Raw genomic sequence first — 19,000 nt, 5'->3', positions numbered from 1 at the left:
TATCGCGCCGTCCGCACGGGGCGTCAGTACGCCGTGTGCGTCCAGAGGTGGAACAGCGCGTACGCCCGCACGGGGGACCACGCCAGCGCCGCCGCGGCCGCGGCGCGCGCGTCGATCCCACCGAGGGCCTTGCGCAGCACGAGGTCCCCGGGCACGAACCCGTCGCGGTCCCCCAGCACCTTGACCGACAGGTAGTCCACGGTCCAGGGCCCGACGCCCGGCAGCGCGAGCAGGCGGGCGCGCGTGTCCGCGAGCGCCACCGGGTCGCCTGCCGTGTCCGGCGCGAGCGTCAACCCGTCCGCGCAGGCCTCCGCGAGCGCGAGCAGCGTGCGGGCCCGGGCGCCCGTGATCCCGACGGCGGACTGCAGGTCCGCCGCCTGCGCGCCCGCGAGCGTCCCCGGGTCGGGGAAGAGCCGCAGGCCCTCCTCACCGGCACGAGCGGCCGGGCGCCCGTACGCGGCCGCGAGCCGCCCCGCGAAGGTCCGGCACGCGGCGAGCGAGACCTGTTGTCCCAGGACCGTCGTGACCGCGGCCTCGAACCCGGACGGGTGCCCGACGACCCGCAGGCCGGGGCGGGCGGCGAGCAGCGGGGCCAGCACGGGGTCGGCCCCGAGCACGGCGTGCACGGTCGCGAGGTCGGCGTCGGTGTCGAACCACCGGGCGACCAGGGCGCAGGTCTCGTCCGCGTCCGGGCCGCTCCCCCGCACCTCGACCTCCTCGGGTGCCAGCCGCACCGTCACGGCCGCCGCGCCCGAGGCCGTCTCGACGAGGCGGGTCACCTCCCCCCGTCCGACGCCGGAGCGGTCGACCCGGTCGACGCCCGGCACGGCGTGCGCGACGAGCGTGGCGAGGGCCGAGGCCGCGTCGAAGGGCAGCATCACGGGCACGTGCCGCGACCAGGCCCCCGCCTCGGGCGCGGCGGCCTCCGGGGCGGTCGCGACGCCGTCGGGCAGGGTGGTCATGCGGCTCGCTCCAGGGCGAGCAGCAGGCGCTTGGCCTCGGCGCCGCCCGCGTAGCTGCCGCTCGTGCCGTCCGAGCGCACGACCCGGTGGCACGGCACCACGAGCGGCAGCGGGTTCTTGGCGCACGCGGTGCCCACGGCCCGCACGGCCCGCGGGCTGCCCGCGGCGGCCGCGACCTGGGCGTAGGACGCGGTGCGGCCGTAGCCGATGTCCCGCAGGTGGGTCAGGACCTCGCGCCGGAAGGGCCCCGAGGCCATGGTCAGGTCGAGCGGCAGGTCGAACGCGCGGCGCTCGCCCGCGAAGTACTCGTCGATCTCGGTCGCGAGCCGGTCGAGGCGCCCGGGGGCGCGCAGGACGCGCGGGCTCACGGTGCGGGCGATGCGGTCGAGGACGGCGTCGTGCCCCTCGACGTCGAACGCGATGCGCACGACGCCCGCGTCGGTCGCGGCGAGCAGCAGCGTCCCCACGGGGGTGTCGAGCGTGCGGTAGGCGACGTCCAGCAGGCCCGACGACGCTGCGTCCTCCGAGAGACGGTCGTGCAGCCGCGAGAGCGTGGCCTGGGAGTCGAGAGCGGTACCGAGGGTCGCGAGGAAGGCGACGTCGTCGAACGAGGTGTCGCTCATGAGGCACTTCCTTTCGAGGCGCGGACGGAGGAGGGAGCGCGCTCGGCCGAGGGGCCGGCGGGCGGGTAGGTGCGCCGCAGCGTCGCCATGCCGTCCGAGGCGGCGCGGCGCGCGGCCTCGGCGCTGCCGCCGAGGATCGCGGCGACCTCCTGGTAGGGCAGCCCCGCGACGTGGTGGTAGGCCACGGCCTGGCGCTGCTTGGGCGGCAGGGCTGCGAGCGCCCGCCACAGGTCGTCGTCGCGCTGCTCGACGCCCCGTTCGGGGAGCCCGTCGCGGCTGGGCTCGTGGGTGAGCCCGGCGACGTCGGGCACCGCGATCGGGGCCCGGGCACGGACGCGGGTGACGTCGATCGCCTTGCGGTGCGCGATCGTCACGAGCCAGGCCTCGACGTTGGCCCCCTCGTCGAGGCGCGGGTACGCCTGGAGGGCCGACAGGAAGGTCTCGGACCACGCGTCCTCGGCGTCCACGGGGCCGAGGACCGCGCGGCACACCCGCAGGACCGTGGCGCCGTGCTCGGCGACGACGCGTTCGAAGGGCTTCACGTCGGGTAGACGGCCCGGGCGCGCAGAACGTGAGGTGCCCGACGACGCCGCACGACGGCGACCATCAGAAGAGCCTGCTCGCGCGCGTCTCGTCGGACTCCTCGAGGGCCAGGAGGAACCGCTTGCGCTCGAGCCCGCCCGCGTACCCCGTCAGGGAGCCGTCGGCCCCGACGACGCGGTGGCAGGGCACGACGATGCTCAGCGGGTTCTGGCCGTTGGCCGCACCGACCGCGCGGGCCAGGTTCCGGTCGCCGAGCGCGACCGCGAGGTCGCCGTAGGTCCGCGTCTCGCCGTACGGGATCTGGGCGAGCAACGCCCAGACCTTCTTCTGGAAGCCGTCCCCGACCGGGGCCAGGTCCAGGTCGAAGTCGCGCCGCGCCCCCGCGAAGTACTCGCCGACCTGGACGCGGACCTCCTCGAACGCGTCGTCGTCGCGCTCGCCGAAGGTCTCGCCCGTGGGGCGGCGCTTGTGGGCGTCGAAGTACAGCGCGCGCAGCCCGTCGGCCGTGCCGACCGCGGTGAGCTCGCCCACCGGCGAGTCGAAGACCGCGTGATGCACCGTCCGGCCGGCCTGGGTCGTGGGGGTACCTGGCTCGGACGCGGGGCTCCCGGGCTCCTCGGGCCGGTCCAGCAGATCCGACACGGCGCTGCCTCCCGTCCTGGTCGTCGCCTGCTCGTCGTGGTGTCTCATGCACTGTAGACGCCAGGGTCCGACAAGACGTGAGGTCGGGTGTCGGTCCCTGACGGGTAGGGTGTGCTGTCGCGCGGACAGACCGCGCGAACCACACTTGCTGGACGAACACGACCGACGGGACGAACGCATCATGATGGGTGGCCACCACGCCGCCTGCGGCGCGGCCGCATGGGTGGCGGTCACCTCGACCGCCCCGTACACGCTCGGTATCTACCCCGTCTCGGACGTGGGCGTCGTCACGGGCGCGATCGTGTGCGCCGGCGCGGCCCTGCTGCCCGACGCCGACCACCACTCGGGCACCATCGCGCACTCGCTGCCGCCCGTCTCCGAGGGGGTCGCCAACCTGGTCGAGACCATCTCCGGCGGGCACCGCCGCGGGACGCACTCGATCCTCGGGATCGCGGTCTTCACCGCGCTCGCGTGGCTCGCGGGTCTCGTGACGTACGAGTCGGACACGTTCGGGACCGTCGCTGTCGGGGCGGGCGTCGTCGCGATCCTGCTCGTCGCGTTCGCGCTCAAGGCCCTCAAGCTCACGCGCGGCGGCAAGCTCGGACCGTGGATCGGGTCGATCACGATCGCGATCCTCGTCGCGCTCCTGGCCCCCGAGGAGTGGAACTGGCTCCCCGTCGCGGTCGGGCTCGGCGTCACGGTCCACATCGTCGGCGACGTCATGACCACGGGCGGGTGCCCGCTGCTGTGGCCGATCACGTTCAAGGCGCCGCGCTGGGTGCGCAGGACCAACGTGCTCAACGACATCTGGCGCCCGGGCGGCAACTTCGCGCTGCCCGTCCTGGGCAACGCCGGGTCCGTGCGCGAGTGGCTCTTCCTGATCCCGGTCACCGCGTACGCCGTCGCGGGCGTCGTGTGGTCGCTGCTGACCCAGATGGGCCTCGACACGAGCGGCACGTACACGCTGCTCGTGTCCTCGTTCGGAGGCTGACACCCCCGGACGGCTCCCGGGGAGCGCTGCCGGGGAGCGTCGTTAATTCCGTTGCCCACCCCCGCCGCCGGGTGCGAGGGTGGGCACGTCCGCCGGAGAAGGTCCGGCGCGAGCGCGCAGCCTGGGGCTGCGAGAAGGAGAGGTGTCGTGATGACCGTCGTCGTCGTTCCCCACGCCTCCACCTTCCCGAGGAGCCCCGGCCGCTGACGCCGGCTCCTCACCTCACCCGAGGAGCCCCACCCGTGCACGAGCACATCGACCTTCCCGCACTCCCCCGCCACACCGGCGTCCCCGACGACGCGTTCGACGCTTCCGGCATCGACGCGTACGACCTCGACGCGGCCCTCGACCCGGACCAGCGCTGGTCCACGTGGTCCAGCGTCGAGAAGGGCATGCGCGGCCCCGAGCCCCGTCCCGGCTGGGTCGTGACGGCCGACGCCGCGATCGACACCGACCTCGGCGTCCTCAAGACGGGCAAGGAGGCCGACGTCTTCCTGCTCGAGCGCGCCGTGCCCGACGACCCCGACCAGTTCTCGCTGCTCGCCGCCAAGCGCTACCGCAGCTCCGAGCACCGCGCCTTCCACCGCGACTCCGCGTACGTCGAGGGCCGCCAGGTCCGGCGCTCGCGCGACCGGCGCGCGATCGAGCGCAAGTCCTCGTACGGGCGCGAGGCCGCGGCCGCGCAGTGGGCCAACGCCGAGTTCGCGGCGCTGACCATGCTGTGGTCCGCCGGGGCCCCCGTCCCGTACCCGGTCCAGATCGACGGGACCGAGATCCTCATGGAGTTCGTCGGGGAGCACGCGAGCACGGGCGAGGCCGACGGGTCTGCCGCGAGCCGGGTCGCCGCGCCACGCCTGGCCCGCGTGCGACCGGACGCCGGCACGGTCGAGGCGTACTGGGACCAGCTCCGGCACGCCATGGGCCTCCTCGCCGCGCACGGGTACGCGCACGGTGACCTGTCGCCCTACAACGTGCTGGCCCAGGGCGAGCGCATCGTGATCATCGACCTGCCGCAGGTCCTCGACCTCGTCGCGAACCCCCACGGCACCGACCTCCTGATGCGCGACTGCCGGACCATGTGCGCGTGGTTCCGCTCCCGAGGGCTCGACGTCGACGAGGGCGAGCTGTTCGCCGAGCTCATCGCACAGGCCTGGTGAGTCCGTCCGGTCCGGGAGAATGACCGGATGACCCGGACCCTCCGCCTCGCGCTCGTCGGGCTCGACTCCTCGCACGCCGACCAGCACGTGCGCCTGCTGAACGTCGAGCGGCGCTTCCCGGGCGCGCGGGTCACGGTCCTCGCGGACGGCGACCCGGGGCGCGTCGCGGAGCTCGCCGGTCGGAGCGAGACGGCGGGCGTCCCGGTCCGGGCGGGCGGGCCCGACGACGTCACGTCGGTCGACGCGGTCGTCGTCGCCCACCGCGCGGGCCGGCTCCACCACGCGGCAGCCCTGCCCTTCGTGCGTGCCGGGCTGCCGGTGCTGGTCGACAAGCCGTTCACCGCGGCGGTCGCCGACGCCGAGGACCTCGTGACCGCGGCCCGCGCGAGCGGGTCCGTGCTGTCCTCGTGCTCGGCGCTGCGCTTCGTGCCCGACGTCGCTCGGCTGCGGGCTGCCGCCCTCGCGCACGGCAGGATCACGACGCTGACCGTGTCCGGTCCCGCCGACCCGGGCTCGCCCCACGACGGCCTGCACTTCCTCGGCACCCACCTGGTCGAGGCCGCCCGCTCGCTCCTCGGAGGCGACGCCGACCTCACGTGGGGGGAACCCGCCGTCGGGCACGAGGACGACGCCGTGACCGCGACCGTGACCGCGACGACCGGCGGGCGCGACGTCGTCGTGCGCCTGCGGTTCGTGGACCCCCACCTGCACCCCACCCAGCCGTTCCACGCGGCCGTGACCACCAGGGGCGGGACCGTCGCGGGCGACCTGGACGTCGGGCAGGACTACCTCGAACCCGTGCTCGCGCACTTCCTCGCCCAGGTCGCCGGGACGACCGCTCCCGACACGCGCACCCGGCTCGTGGGCCCGGTCGCGCTCCTGGCCGCGGTCCAGGCAGCGGTCGAGGCGGCATCTCGTGCGGGCTCGGCGTGACCGGCCTAGCGTGAACGGATGACCACCCCCACGCCCGACGCGACCGCCTACGACCACGACGACGTCCAGAGGTTCCTCAACTCCTACGGCGTGGCGCTCGCGGCCGGCGACCTCGACACGATCGCCGAGACGTACGCGTTCCCCGCGCTCGTCGTGACCGACGAGGCGTCGGTGCTCATCAGCGAGCCCGACACCGTGCGCGAGTCCTTCCGGGGCGCTGCCGAGAGCTACCGCGAGCGCGGCCTCGTCGGGGCCGTCGCGCAGATCCGTTCGCTCGGGACCACGAGCGCGGGCCTCGTGTGGGCCGACGTGCGCTGGAGCTACCGCGACGAGTACGCGGCCGAGGCCGACACCGAGAGCTTCCGCTACCTGCTGCGGCGCGGGCGCGACACGTTCCAGATCTGCGTCGTCGTGCCCGTCGACCCGTTGGCGTGAGACGGGCCGGCTGCTAGGCTCCTCGACATGCGTTCCTCGCTCCTCCTTACACCGCCGCGCTGACACGGCACGACCAGCGCGGCAGCCCCTCGTAACCCGAGGGGCTTTTTTGTGCCCACGCACAGGACGGAGCACCGCTGAGGAGACGCCATGACGCAGGACCAGGACACCACCCGGATGACAGCGCCCACCCCGCCGACCACCACGGGCCGGGCCCGGCACGCCGAGGTCGAGGAACACTGGCAGGAGGTCTGGGAGACGCTCGGGGTGTTCCGCGCCCGCGACGACGGGGCCCACGAACGCCGCTACCTGCTGACGATGTTCCCGTACCCGTCCGGTGACCTGCACATGGGTCACGCCGAGGTGTTCGCGCTCGAGGACGTCGTCGCGCGCTACTGGCGCCAGCTGGGGCACGACGTGCTGAACCCCATCGGGTGGGACTCGTTCGGGCTGCCCGCCGAGAACGCCGCGATCCGCCGGGACGAGCACCCCGAGGTCTTCACCGAGACCAACATCGCGACCCAGGCCCGCTCGATCCGGCGCTACGGGGTGTCGTTCGACTGGTCACGCCGCCTGCAGACCTCCGACCCGGCGTTCATGCGGTGGACGCAGTGGCTGTTCGTGCGCATGGTCGAGCGTGGGCTGGCGTACCGCGCCACGGCCCCCGTCAGCTGGTGCCCGCAGGACGGGACCGTGCTCGCGCACGAGCAGGTCGTGGACGGAGCCTGCGAACGGTGCGCCACACCGGTCGTCCGGCGCGACCTGACCCAGTGGTTCCTGCGCATCACCGACTACGCCGACCGGCTCGTCGACGACATGGACGCGCTCGTCGGGCACTGGCCCGAGAAGGTCCTGGCCATGCAACGCCACTGGATCGGGCGCAGCGCGGGGGCGCGGGTCGACTTCGCGGTCGTCGACGGGGCCGACGCACGCGGTGCCCGGACGCCGCACGCGGGCCCGCGCACCGTGTCGGCGTTCACCACCCGGCCCGAGACCCTGTTCGGCGTGACGTTCCTGGCCGTGGCCCCCGACGCCGACGTCGCCCGCGAGCTCTGCGCACCCGAGCACGCCGAGGCGCTCGAGGCGTACCGCGCCGCGAGCCTGGCCCTGAGCGACATCGACCGCCAGGGCACCTCGCGCGAGAGGACCGGTCTCTTCCTGGGGGCCTGGGTGGAGCACCCGGCGACGGGCGAACGACTGCCCGTGTGGGCCGCCGACCACGTGCTGCCCGGGTACGCGTCGGGGATCGTCATGGGAGTCCCCGCGCACGACGAGCGCGACCGGGCCTTCGCCGCACGCCACGGGCTGGCCGTGCGCCCGGTCCTGACCACCGCGCCGGGCGAGGAGACCTCGCAGGCGAGCGACGTCGTCGTGCACTCGGACGGAGGGGGGCTGACGCTCGACGGCCTGTCCCCCGCCGAGGCCGCCGCGCGCGCCACGACCTGGCTGTCGGCCCAGGGGCGCGGCGGGCCGCAGGTCGTGCACCGCCTGCGCGACTGGCTGGTCTCCCGCCAGCGCTTCTGGGGAGCCCCCGTCCCGATCGTGCACTGCGCCGCGTGCGGGGAGGTCCCCGTGCCCGACGACGAGCTGCCCGTCCGCCTGCCCGACCTGAGGGGCGAGGCCCTCGCCCCTCGCGGGGTCTCGCCCCTGGCCGGTGCCGAGGACTGGGTACGCACCACCTGCCCGCGCTGCGGGCGCGAGGCCCGACGGGACACCGACACGCTCGACACGTTCGTCGACTCGTCCTGGTACTTCCTGCGCTACTGCTCCCCGGGACACACCGACGGGCCGTTCGACCCCGAGGCCGTGCGCCGGTGGATGCCCGTGGCGCAGTACGTCGGGGGCGTCGAGCACGCCGTCCTGCACCTGCTCTACAGCCGCTTCGTGACCAAGGTGCTGCACGACATGGGCCTGGTCGACGTCGTCGAACCGTTCGCCACCCTGCTCAACCAGGGGCAGGTGATCAACGAGGGCCGGGCCATGAGCAAGTCGCTCGGCAACGGTGTGGACCTCAGGGCCCAGCTCGACGCGTACGGGGTCGACGCGGTGCGGCTCACGATGGTCTTCGCCGGGCCGCCCGAGGACGACGTCGACTGGGCGGACCTGTCCCCCGGGAGCATGCAGCGGTTCCTGGGCCGGGTGCTGCGCGTGGCCCAGGACGTGACGAGCCCGGCCGTCGCCCACGCATGGTCGACGGCCAGCCCCGCGGCGACGGGCGGCGACGCCGCGCTGCGCCGGGTGACGCACCGGACGGTCCACGACGTCACCGGGTTGCTCGACACGTCCCGGTTCAACGTGGCCGTGGCGCGCCTCATGGAGCTCACGAACGCGGCACGGCGGGCGATCGACGCCGGACCGGGGCCCGCCGACCCCGCCCTGCGGGAGGCCGCCGAGTCCCTCGCGATCCTGCTGAGCCTGTTCGCCCCGTACACGGCCGAGGAGATGTGGGCCGCGCTCGGGCACGACCCCTCGGTCGCAGTGGCCGGATGGCCGCAGGTCGACCCCGCCCTGCTGGCCGAGTCGACGGTCGAGGCCGTGGTGCAGGTCGACGGCCGCGTGCGGGACCGGGTCACGGTGGACGCGTCGGTCGGCGAGGACGAGCTCCGGGAGACCGCGCTGGGGCGCGAGGCGGTCCGGCGCGCCGTGGCCGGACGCCCTGTGGTCCGCGTGGTCGTGCGGGCACCGCGAGTGGTCAACGTCGTCACCCGGGCGTGAGACGGTCGGGGGTACGGTCAGGGGCGGACCGAGAGCCCCGCATCCGTCCCGGACTAGGCTCGACGCCATGATCCTGCGTGCCTACGACGAGTCCGACGCGGAAGCGACGCTCCGGGTGTTCCTGCGAGCCGTGCGGGTCACGGCGAGCAAGGACTACTCACCCGAGCAGATCGCGGCCTGGGGGTCGGACGACATCCCGCTCGACGTCTGGGCGGTCAAGCGCCTGCAGACCGACACGGTCGTCGCGGTCGAGGGCGACGAGGTCCTCGGGTTCAGCGACGTCGACGAGCGCGGGTACATCGACATGATGTTCGTCGACCCCGCGGTGACCCGACGCGGCGTCGCCTCGGCGCTGCTCGACCACGTGACACGCACCGCCCGCGGCCGTGGCGCCGTCGAGCTCACCACGTACGCGAGCCTCACGGCCCGCCCCTTCTTCGAGAAGCACGGGTTCGTCGTGGTCGAGGAACGCCAGCCCGTGCTCCGGGGCGTGTCGCTGACCAACTTCAGCATGCGCAAGCCGCTCGTCTGACCGCCTCGCGGTGCATCACCGTCGGTCCGGGCGGTCTCCTTCCAGGTAGCGGGTGCATCCGCGCCCGCCCACCGAAGGAGGGGGCACCATGGCACTCACGACCAGCGCGCTGACACTCATCGGCCGACGGCACCCAGCGATCTTCGACCTGCTGGGCAACCCGTACGGCCCCTTCACCGGTTCCCGAGGGGCCGAGGTCTCCCTCAACCCGCAGCCGCTGCCCCCCGGACCTCCGGACGGGATGCGCACCGGGTTCCACGCGGGCGCCGCGCTCGTCCAGCTCGCGTTCACGGCGCACCACCTGCACGTCGGGTTCGACATCGACGTCGACGACTGGTGCCCCACTCCCCCGCGCCGCCCCAAGCTTCCGCCGTGGCCGGGGCCTCGTCCGCGCCCCTGGCGCTTCGAGGTGGTCGACGAGAGCTGGGGCGTGGACTACGTGCTCGGCCTCGCGGTCTCGCTCGAAGTGTCGACCTCCGCCTGGGAGGGCTTCGCCGGGGCAGACGTCCTGGGCTCGGTCCACGGCAGGGCGCTGGAGATCGGCGCCAAGCAGGGATAGACCGCGACCGGTCGAGATGCGGCTATCTGGGGTTCCTCGGGCAGAACGCCCCCAGTTGGCCGCACCTCGATCGGCCCGCCCGAGCCTTCCAGCGGGACCCTACTGGAAGTCCCGCGAGCGCGAGGCGACCTGCAGCGACAGCGGCGCGAGGTGCTCCGCGAGGAGGTTCGTGGCGCCGTCTGCCCGTTCGAGACGGCCCCGCACCACGAGCGCGGGCGAGGACCGCGCGACCCGCCGGAACCGCTGCCACAGGCCGGGCGTGCAGATGACGTTGAGCAGCCCCGTCTCGTCCTCGATCGACAAGAACGTCACACCTCCGGCGGTCCCGGGGCGCTGGCGGTGGGTCACGACTCCCCCGACCGCGACCCGCCGGCCGGCCTCGTGCACGACCGCCTCGGCGACCGTGATGACCCCTGCCCGGCGCAGCCCGGGGCGCACGTACTGGGTCGGGTAGGAGTCGGTCGAGACGCCCGTGGCCCACACGTCCGCGACCGCGGTCTCGACCTCGCTCATGCCCGGCAGCGTCGGCGCCTCGACCCCGACCGAGACCCCCGGCAGCGTGTCCGGCCCCTCCTGGGCGAGCGCCCCCGCGGCCCACAGCGCCTCGCGCCGGGCCACGCCCAAGGACTCGAGCGCGCCGCCCGTCGCGAGGGCCTCGAGCTGGGTCGTGGTCAGGTCGACGCGCCGCACCAGGTCGCGCAGGTCCGTGAACGGACCGGCTGCGCGCGCCGCGACGACCGCCTCCGCGACCGGGTCCCCCACGCCGCGCACGCTCCCCAGCCCCATGCGCACCGCGAGGGACAGGTCGGGGTGCGGGGCGCCGTCGGGCCGCACGTCCCTGCCCGACGGCGCCCCCGCCCCCCGGCTCGCCGAGGCGGGCAGCCGCTCGACCCCCGCCTTGACGCCCGACGCGTTGACGTCCGGGCGCAACGCCGTGACCCCGTGCCGGCGCGCGTCCGCGACGAGCGACTGCGGCGAGTAGAACCCCATGGGCTGCGCCGCGAGCAGGCCCGCGTAGAACGCGGCCGGGTGGTGCACCTTGAGCCACGCGCTCGCGTACACGAGGTACGCGAACGAGTAGGCGTGCGACTCGGGGAACCCGAAGTCCGCGAACGCCTTGAGCTTGTCGAAGATCTGCTCGGCGACGTCGGGCGCGACCCCGTTCCTCGCCATGCCGTCCAGGAGCCGCCCGTGCAGCGCCTCCATGCGCTCGACCGACCGCTTGGAACCCATCGCGCGGCGCAGCTGGTCCGCCTCGGCCGCGCTGAAGCCCGCGACGTCGATCGCCATCTGCATGAGCTGCTCCTGAAAGAGCGGCACGCCCAGCGTCTTCGCGAGCGACTTCTCCAGCAGCGGGTGCAGGTACTCGACCTTCTCCCGGCCCCGGGCCCGGTTGATGTACGGGTGCACCGAGCCGCCCTGGATGGGACCGGGGCGGATGAGCGCGACCTCGATCACGATGTCGTAGAACGTGCGCGGCTGCAGGCGCGGCAGCGTCGCCATCTGGGCGCGCGACTCGACCTGGAACACCCCGACCGTGTCCGCCGCGCACAGCAGGTCGTACACCGCGGGGTCGTCGTCGGGCAGCGAGTGCAGCTCGAGGCCCAGGCCCTCGTGCTCGGCGATCAGCTCGAACGCGACCCGGATCGCCGTGAGCATCCCCAGGCCCAGCAGGTCGAACTTCACGAGCCCCGCGTCCGCGCAGTCCTCCTTGTCCCACTGCAGGACCGTGCGCCCCTCCATGCGCGCCCACTCGACCGGGCACACCTCGATCACGGGGCGGTCGCACATGACCATGCCGCCCGAGTGGATGCCGAGGTGCCTCGGGAGTCTCAGGAGGCGCTCGGCCAGCTCGAGCACCGGGCCCGGGATCTCGCCCTCCTCGGCGGCCGACGGCGGGCGGCGCGCGGGCACGACGTCGTGCGGGTCGTCGGAGCGCAGCGTCGGGTCAGCGCCCTGGTCCCTGCCGCGCCGGTCGCCCTGGTCCTCGGCCAGCGGGTCGACGACGCGACCCGACAGGTCCGGGGTCCAGTCGGGGTGACCCGTGTGCGGGCGGTCGGGGCGGCGCAGCTGCTCGCGCTGCCGCGGTGCACCGGTCCCCCAGACCTCGGCCGCGCGGGCGTCCTTGGCCGCGGTGCGGGTCACGACGGCGGGCGGCGCGCCAGCGGGCGGCGCGCCGGCGCGCGCCGTGCCCCCTGCCGCAGACACCCGTGCCGCCGCGGACCCGGCCGCCCCAGGACCCGACCCGTGCGCCCCGCGCGCGGCGATCGCCCGGTCGCGGACGGCCCGGTCCGCCGCGGGCGACGACGGGTCGGGCCCGCGCAGCGACCCCCAGCGTTCGATCGACTTGCTCCACGCGTCCTGCTGCCCGACGTCGTGCCCGAGGGCCCGTGCGGCGTCGCGCACCGCAGACTTCGGCCGGTAGGAGATGACGTTGGCGACCTGCGCCGCGTGCGTGCGCCCGAACCGTTCGTACACGTACTGGATGACCTCCTCGCGACGCACCGACTCGATGTCGACGTCGATGTCCGGGGGGCCGTCGCGCTCGGGCGCGAGGAAGCGCTCGAACAGCAGACCGTGCTTGACGGCGTCCACGGCCGTGATGCCGAGCGCGTAGCAGACGGCCGAGTTCGCGGCCGAGCCGCGCCCCTGCGCGAGGATGCCGCGGGCGCGGCAGAACTCGACGAGGTCGTACACGATGAGGAAGTACCCCGGGAAGCCGAGCTGCTCGATGATCGCGAGCTCGTGGTCTATCTGCCGCCACGCACCGGGCTCACGCTCGGCCTCGCGAGGGCCGTAGCGGTCGGTGCCGCCGCGCTCCACGAGCACGCGCAGCCACGACCTCTCGTCGTGACCGGCGGGGACCGGGTACGGCGGCAGCTCGGGGGCCACGAGGCGCAGGTCGAACTGGCACTCGGCACCCAGCTCGGCCGCGGTCGCCACGGCCTGCGGGTGGCGGCGGTGCCGGTCCGCCATCTCGGCCGCCGAACGCAGGTGCGCGGTGGGGGCACCGGGCAGCCAGCCGTCCATGTCGTCGAGCGACGAGCGCGCACGGACGGCCGCGAGCGCCCCCGCGAGGGCCGCGTCGCGGGGGCGCGCGTAGTGCACGTTGCCGGTCGCGACGAGCGGCAGGTGCGCGTCGGCGGCGAGCCCGGCGAGCGCGTCGCACAGGTCGCTGTCGCGGGGGTCGCCCGCGTCGGTGATCTCCACGGCCACGTTGTCGGCGCCGAAGACCTGCACGAGCCGGTCGAGCTCGCGCCGGGCGGCCCGCGGCCCCTCGGTGAGCAGCGCGGAGCGCACGGCCCCCTTGCGACAGCCCGTGAGGACGAGCCACTGGCCGCCCGACTGCTCACCGAGCCGTTCGAGCCGGTAGTCGGCCGCGCCCTTGGTGCCCGTCGCGAGGTGCGCGGTCGCGATCGCGCTCGACAGGTTGCGGTACCCGTCCGGGCCGCGGGCCAGGACGAGCAGGTGGGACGCGCGCGGGTCGGGCACGCCCGTGGGCGCGTCCAGGACGGGGGCCGCGCCGGGGGCGGGCGCGACGGGCAGGTGCAGCTCGGCGCCGAACACGGTCGGCAGGGACACCGCGCGCGCGGCGGTCGCGAAGCGCACGACCCCGTACAGGCCGTCGTGGTCCGTCACGGCGAGCGCGGACAGGCCCAGGTGCGCGGCCTCGGCCGCGAGCTCCTCGGGGTGGCTCGCGCCGTCGAGGAAGCTGAACGCGGAGTGCGCGTGCAGCTCGGCGTAGCGGGGCGGTCTGCGCACCCCGGCGCCCGGCGGGGCTGCCCTAGTCATAGACGGCCTCCACGGTCCAGCGCCCCTGGGCGCTCGCGAGCAGCACGCCGCGTCCGTCGTCGAGCAGGACCTGGAGGTATGCCCGACGGCGCGGCGTCTCGCTCCACCAGCGTTCGGCGAGCGGCCACGGCCCGGCCCAGCCGAGCACACGCCGGCTCGCCCCGGCTCGTGGCGCGAGCCACCGCACGGTCGCGGGTGGTGCGCTCATCGCGAGGCGCACGTCGACGCGGACGGGGGCTCCGGCGTCGTCCAGGACGGCGACGTCCTCCGGGACGTCCAGGACGAGGGCGGGCGCGGGCTCGGGCAGGCGCCCCGGCCACGGCAGGTCCGCGCGCCGCGGCGCGGGGGCCGTGTCCCCCCACGGGGCGAGGTGCACCTGGTCGTGGACGTCGCGCCCGCCCTGCGTGACGACGCTCAGCACGCCGTCCCCGCCCAGGAGGCCCTGGACACGGCCCAGGGCGCGCTGGGCGCGGGCGTCCTCGCCGCTCGACGCGCCCCACAGCCGCGGCTGCTCGGCGCCCGCGGCCACGACCTCCTCCGCGGTGATCGCGAGCCGCACGAGCGGCGAGGGCCGGTCCTCGGCGAGGTCCGGCAGGTCGTCGTGGCTGGTCTGTGCGTGGTCGTCCCGGCGCACCCCCCGACCCTGCCGCTGCCGCTGTCCCAGCGCGACGCGCGACGCCGTGAGCCACCCCTCGAGCTGCCAGCGCACGCGGTCGGTGATGCGGGCCGCGGTGAGCCCGCCCATGGCGCCGTCGTCGCAGCGCCAGGTCCGTTCGAGCTCGCGCCCGTCCTCGGTGCGGGCCGTGATGCGCAGCCGCCCGCACGACGACGAGCGCTCGACGAGCTGGGCGTGCAGATCCTCGGCGAGGCGGCGGGCCGCGAAGGTCGCGACGTCGACGCGCTCGGCGGGCGGGTCGAGCTCGCACTCGACGGCGACGTCCGCCTCGATGCGGCGCCGCGCGGGCGGGCGCAGGTCCTCGCCCTGCGCGAGGCGCTGCGCCCAGGCCCCCAGGTCGCCGAAGCGCGACAGGACGCTCGGGGCGGGCAGCGCGGCGAGGTCCGCGAAGGTCCGCACGCCGAGGCGGCCCAGGAGGTCGACGAGCTGCGCGACGGGCTGGGCGTCGCCCACGACGACGTGCGCGAGCTCGCCCAGCGGGCGCGGGGCCAGGTAGGCCCGGGAGGTCCCTGCGGGCACGACGAGCGAGGACCGCGCGCCCAGCACCGCGGCCAGGATCCCGTCGGCGACGCCGACCTGGCTCTCGTGGCCCGTGTCCGCCGCGACCCGTTCGACGAGCACCTGCGCGAGGCGCTCCTCGGTGCCGTGGTAGCGCGCGGGGCCGCCCGAGGGCAGGAGCAGCAGGCCCGGGCGCGCGACCTCGATGCCCGCGACCACGGTCTCGGCGGCGAGCGCGACGGGCTCGAACTCGCGTGCGTCGCGTGCGTCGTCGGCGTCGAGCAGCGCGAGCTCGGGGCAGCACTCCTGCGCCCGACGGCGTCGCATCCCCCGGCGCACGCCCTGCGCCCGCGCGGTGGCCGAGACCGCGAGGACGCGGCGCCCGTCGTGCGTGGCCGCGGGCACGTGCGCGGGGACCTGGGCCGCGCCCATCGCGGCGACGACGGGCCAGTCCGGCACCCACAGGACCGCGGTGCGGGTGGCCGTGCTCCCGGCGCTCATCCGACGAGCCGGAGGCCGGGCGGGGTCTTCTCGACCTGCCGCGGGTTCTTCACGACGCCTCCGCACAGCGGCAGCTCGACCTGGCGCTCGATGCCGCGCGCGGCGCCGGCCCGCCCGCTGCGCCGAACCGTGAGCCGGCGCCTGCGCAGGTACCCGGCGCCGTGGTCCGTGCCCGACCAGGTGCCCTCGCGGACCGTGAGGACCACGTGCGCCCCGGCCCAGGGTTGCGCCGCGACGAGGAGGTTCCCGCGCTCGCGGGCCCGGGAGGTCAGGCGACGGCGGTCGGTGTCGGTCAGCGCGGCCTGCGGCCCGACCACGACGACGTCGATCCCGTCGAGCAGGGCAGCGACCGCTGCCGCGGCGTCCGGCCCGGGGGACGGGACCAGGGCGACGCGGCCCAGGTCGATCCCTGCCTCGGCGGCCGCGAGGACCCCGAGGCGCGGGAAGCCGACCATCGCGGTCCAGGCCCCCGTGCGCGAGGCCTCGGACAGCAGCGCGAGCAGGAGCGAGGTCGAGCCGTCGACCACCACGGCGGTGCCGCGCTGGAGACCGCCGAACGGGAGCAGGTCGGCCAGCTCGTCGGGGACCGGGAGGAGCTTCTCCTCCCCCGTGCTCCCCGGTGCGCGGCGGGCCGAGAGCTCCGCGCGGCGCAGCACCGACCGGGCCAGGAGCGCCCGCTGGGCGTGCGTGGACCCGGCGGGCTGCACGAGACCGGCGGCCTCTGCCGAGGCGGTGGCCGTCGCGGTGCCGACGCCGCTCAGTGCCTCCCGGAGGGTGTCGTCGACCAGGGTCATGACACCTCCTGCACGCTCGAAAGACATTCGAACAGGTGTTCGAACACTTCCAGTACACGCGCTCCGCGAGGGGGTGTCAACTCGCCCCACCCGGTCGACACCAGGGGTCGATCCGTGGTTGAGAGTTTCACCATCGCGCAACAATCAACCTCGCATACAGGCATTCCGGAAGCCTCAGGCGACACCTCATGGTTGGGCCAGGAAGGGCGGGATATCAACGATGGGTTGCCTCGGACCAGCTGCGGGAGGCGGTGCGCGGACCCTCGACACGCGACCGACTCCTGACGAGAGCACCCCAATTGCCCGGAGCCCACACCCTCACCTCAACCCTGCACCCCCTCTCCCCGCCCTGCTCATGTGAAAGTCTTCACAAGCAGGAAGGATGAGAAGCGTCCCCATCACGCTCCGACGTCCCGTCGGCCGAACAAGGAGAAGCTGTGCACCCCGCACCCACGACCCGGCCCGCACGCCGACGCCACCAGGCGGTAGCCGCCTGCGGTGCGCTCGTCCTGGCCGCCACCGCGCTGGGTGTGAGTGCCTCACCCGCCCAGGCGAGCGACATCACCGCGACCGACGACACCGCCCTCACCGGTTCGGGCGTGCCGGTCACCATCGACGTGCTGACGAACGACCAGGTCGCCGGGGAGGTGGCCTCCGTGCACGTCGGCACCGTCACCGGCGGCGACGCCACCACCGTCGACGTCGGGGACGACTTCCGCATCACCTTCGCCAACGACAACCCCGACTACCCGAACTCGTCCACCGCTCGCGTCTTCAAGACCGCGGAGTTCACCGTGCCGTACACGGTCACGGACACGGACGGCAACACCACCGGCGCCACGCTGACCGTCACCGTGGCCGGCAAGCCGGTGAGCCCGACGATCAGCTCGTGGATCGTCAACGACCCCAGCACGGGCGTGAAGGCGGTCACGAACCTCACCCAGCTCGACCTGCGCACCTACCCGCAGACCAGCGCCACCACCAAGAGCGCCGTCCCGGGCCACGGGGTCACCGTCACCGGTCTCGTCGACGCGGAGCACGCGACGGCGGCACCGATGCCTGGCGGCATCGAGCTGCAGGCGAGCCCGCGGGACTACATCGGCAACGACGTCGTCACCCTGGAGCTCACCGACACGTGGGGCCGCAGCGTGCACCACAAGGCCGGCGTGAGCTGGGTCGAGCGGGCCGCCGTCTCCAGCCTGCGCACCAAGGTGGGCATAGGCCAGAGCGCCCGTGTCGACCTCCGGGAGATCGTGGCGGGCACCAGCTTCGCGAACTTCACCAACGGCTACTTCTCCTCGACGATCACCACGTGGCGCGGCACCCTCACCACCGGTGCGCACGCGCAGGACATCGTCGTGATGCCGAACGCGGGCTTCGTCGGGACCTCGAACGACTCCGTGGGGACACGGTTCACCTGGGCGTACACCCTGGTGAACCCGTGGAAGTTCAGCGGCTCGACGGGCCCCGCCACCGACGCCAGGTACAACACCATGTACATCGACGTCCAGGCGCCGCCGCAGGCGGCAGACGTCGCGGCGTCGACGACCCCAGGGCAGGCGGTGGCGCTGGACCTCCGCACTCCGGCCACGCTGCCCTGGGCAGCCTCGACCTTCGACCTGCGAGACGCTCCCCAGCACGGCAGCGTCTCGGCGACCGGCGACGGCCAGGTCCGCTACACGCCCGACGACGGATTCCCGGCCAGCGAGACCTTCGCCGGGACGGACACCTTCACCTTCGCCTGGATCGACGACCTGGGGCAGGAGTCGCAGGCGCAGGCCAGCGTCACCGTCCACAACCTGCCCACACTGGCCGACCACGCACTGACGACGCCCGCGGGCGTCCCCGTCGGGGTCGACCTGCTGACCGCCTCCTTCGGCGACACCCTGACGATCACGGGCGTCGAGGCACCTCGTGCCGGTTCGGCGGACCTGAGCGGCACCACGGGCACCTACCACCCGCACGAGGGGTTCGTCGGCGAGGACTCGTTCGCCTACCAGGGGGTCGATGCCCACGGTCAGCCCGCGCAGGCCACCGTACGGATCCGGGTGCTCGGCGCACCGGCGATCGCGGACCAGCACCACCGCACGCCGCGCAACACGGCGGTCACCTTCGAACCGGTCCTCCCTGCCTCCGAAGCCGCCTACCAGCCCGAGCTGGTGCTCGACGCCGTCGGCACGCCCCAGCACGGCACCGTCGCGCAGGGCGAGGGCAGCACCCTCGTCTACTCCCCGGACCTCGGCTACCTGGGGCCGGACCAGCTGACCGTCCGCGCTCGTGACGCCTGGGGCCGCACGGCCGAGGCATCGGTCACCATCGAGGTCTACGGCGAGCTCGCGCACACGGCGCCTCCTTCGACCGACACGTCCCCCGGCCTCACCCCGACCGTGCTGAACCCGGGCGCCGGACCGGCCGCGATCCCGAGCGACGGGCAGGCCGTCCCGGGCTCGTCGGCCCCCTCGGACAACCGCCTGGCGTCGACGGGAGCGTCGGTGGCGTCCGTGCTCGCCGTCGGAGGTCTCCTCCTCGGCGCCGGCGTGGCCGGGGTGCTGCTCAGGAACCGCTCTCGCGCGGCCTGACGGCTCGCGTCGGCGGACCACCGCACCGCTCACCCGTCTCCTCTGGCCCCTCCCGGACCCACCGGGCA

The 19,000-nt window shown here is 74.6% G+C and carries 15 protein-coding genes; 8 read left to right on the top strand and 7 right to left on the bottom strand.

Features of this window, described 5'->3' with window-relative positions; all coding sequences use genetic code 11:
* Window positions 1-23 precede the first annotated feature (23 nt).
* From JOD48_RS09560 to JOD48_RS09545, 4 genes are all read right to left on the bottom strand, one after another.
* Complete coding sequence (locus JOD48_RS09560; RefSeq protein WP_239527372.1) at window positions 24-962, bottom strand: DNA-3-methyladenine glycosylase family protein; 939 nt, start codon at window positions 960-962, stop codon at window positions 24-26.
* Window positions 959-1,585, bottom strand: coding sequence for a methylated-DNA--[protein]-cysteine S-methyltransferase (locus JOD48_RS09555; protein WP_191791317.1), 627 nt, complete (start codon window positions 1,583-1,585; stop codon window positions 959-961). The genes JOD48_RS09560 and JOD48_RS09555 overlap by 4 nt, the downstream gene beginning before the upstream one ends.
* A complete protein-coding gene (locus JOD48_RS09550) occupies window positions 1,582-2,127 on the bottom strand; it encodes an RNA polymerase sigma factor (protein WP_191791318.1) in 546 nt (181 codons plus the stop codon). Before JOD48_RS09550 ends, JOD48_RS09555 begins: the two co-directional genes overlap by 4 nt.
* Before the next feature lie 64 nt (window positions 2,128-2,191).
* Entirely contained in the window at window positions 2,192-2,770 is a 579-nt protein-coding gene (locus tag JOD48_RS09545) for a methylated-DNA--[protein]-cysteine S-methyltransferase (RefSeq protein ID WP_307824073.1), read from the bottom strand.
* 181 nt (window positions 2,771-2,951) lie between these two features.
* On the opposite strand from JOD48_RS09545, the gene JOD48_RS09540 reads away from it, so the two are divergent.
* The 7 genes from JOD48_RS09540 (at window position 2,952) to JOD48_RS09510 (ending at window position 10,092) form a co-directional block, all read left to right on the top strand.
* Entirely contained in the window at window positions 2,952-3,761 is an 810-nt protein-coding gene (locus JOD48_RS09540) for a metal-dependent hydrolase (protein ID WP_191791320.1), read from the top strand.
* 242 nt (window positions 3,762-4,003) lie between these two features.
* Complete coding sequence (locus tag JOD48_RS09535) at window positions 4,004-4,918, top strand: serine protein kinase RIO (protein ID WP_307824072.1); 915 nt, start codon at window positions 4,004-4,006, stop codon at window positions 4,916-4,918.
* A 27-nt stretch (window positions 4,919-4,945) separates the two neighbouring features.
* Window positions 4,946-5,851 carry a Gfo/Idh/MocA family oxidoreductase gene (locus JOD48_RS09530; protein WP_204808746.1) on the top strand — a complete coding sequence of 302 codons (906 nt, stop codon included), beginning with the start codon at window positions 4,946-4,948 and terminating at the stop codon, window positions 5,849-5,851.
* A gap of 18 nt (window positions 5,852-5,869) precedes the next feature.
* Window positions 5,870-6,286, top strand: a complete 417-nt coding sequence (locus JOD48_RS09525) for a DUF6841 family protein (RefSeq protein WP_138824599.1) — start codon at window positions 5,870-5,872, stop codon at window positions 6,284-6,286.
* Between the two features lie 150 nt (window positions 6,287-6,436).
* Window positions 6,437-9,001, top strand: coding sequence for a leucine--tRNA ligase (leuS, locus tag JOD48_RS09520; protein ID WP_204808744.1), 2,565 nt, complete (start codon window positions 6,437-6,439; stop codon window positions 8,999-9,001).
* 67 nt (window positions 9,002-9,068) lie between these two features.
* Entirely contained in the window at window positions 9,069-9,533 is a 465-nt protein-coding gene (locus JOD48_RS09515; protein ID WP_191791323.1) for a GNAT family N-acetyltransferase, read from the top strand.
* Between the two features lie 88 nt (window positions 9,534-9,621).
* On the top strand, window positions 9,622-10,092 hold the full coding sequence (locus tag JOD48_RS09510) for a hypothetical protein (RefSeq protein WP_204808742.1): 471 nt from the start codon (window positions 9,622-9,624) through the stop codon (window positions 10,090-10,092).
* 99 nt (window positions 10,093-10,191) lie between these two features.
* Here JOD48_RS09510 and JOD48_RS09505 read toward each other — a convergent pair whose 3' ends face one another.
* The 3 genes from JOD48_RS09505 to imuA' are packed head-to-tail and all read right to left on the bottom strand — an operon-like array spanning window position 10,192 to window position 16,353.
* Window positions 10,192-13,884, bottom strand: a complete 3,693-nt coding sequence (locus JOD48_RS09505; protein WP_204808740.1) for an error-prone DNA polymerase — start codon at window positions 13,882-13,884, stop codon at window positions 10,192-10,194.
* Window positions 13,877-15,559 (bottom strand): DNA polymerase Y family protein, encoded by a 1,683-nt coding sequence (locus JOD48_RS09500; protein ID WP_204808738.1) that lies wholly within the window; start codon window positions 15,557-15,559, stop codon window positions 13,877-13,879. The genes JOD48_RS09505 and JOD48_RS09500 overlap by 8 nt, the downstream gene beginning before the upstream one ends.
* A complete protein-coding gene (gene imuA' / locus JOD48_RS09495; RefSeq protein ID WP_204808735.1) occupies window positions 15,556-16,353 on the bottom strand; it encodes a DnaE2-dependent mutagenesis accessory factor ImuA' in 798 nt (265 codons plus the stop codon). Before imuA' ends, JOD48_RS09500 begins: the two co-directional genes overlap by 4 nt.
* Window positions 16,354-16,790: 437 nt before the next feature.
* On the opposite strand from imuA', the gene JOD48_RS20140 reads away from it, so the two are divergent.
* Window positions 16,791-18,932, top strand: coding sequence for an Ig-like domain-containing protein (locus JOD48_RS20140; RefSeq protein WP_204808733.1), 2,142 nt, complete (start codon window positions 16,791-16,793; stop codon window positions 18,930-18,932).
* Window positions 18,933-19,000: the final 68 nt, after the last annotated feature.

Origin of the sequence: Oerskovia paurometabola (assembly GCF_016907365.1) — a bacterium.
GTDB lineage: Bacteria > Actinomycetota > Actinomycetes > Actinomycetales > Cellulomonadaceae > Oerskovia > Oerskovia paurometabola.
Note: the sequence above shows the minus strand (reverse complement) of the source record. Positions and strands in the feature narration are given on the sequence as shown.